This window comes from Liquorilactobacillus uvarum DSM 19971, from assembly GCF_001434935.1.
GTDB lineage: Bacteria > Bacillota > Bacilli > Lactobacillales > Lactobacillaceae > Liquorilactobacillus > Liquorilactobacillus uvarum.
Window position 1 is genome coordinate 1 of the sequence record NZ_AZEG01000146.1, and the last position, 230, is coordinate 230.

Annotated in this window: 1 pseudogene; it reads left to right on the plus strand. The window is 44.3% G+C overall.

Going from position 1 to position 230, the window contains the following annotated elements:
- Positions 1–230, plus strand: a pseudogene (locus tag FD20_RS12845) (excinuclease ABC subunit A); the annotation flags it as partial.

The window sequence follows — 230 nt, forward strand, 5'->3', positions numbered from 1 at the left end:
TATGGCGAAACGTTTGAACCGCCTTCACATTCACAATATGTATGAGCTAGCCCATACCAACCCTTATTTACTCAAACAGCAGCTTGGCGTCATTGGTAGCCAGTTATTTGCTACGGCCTGGGGAATTGATCGCGCGCAAGTTACGGAACCAACTAAGGTTAAAGAAGCTAGCTTGGGTAATTCGCAAGTATTGCCACGAGATTATTTTAACCAAGTCGAAATTGAAACCG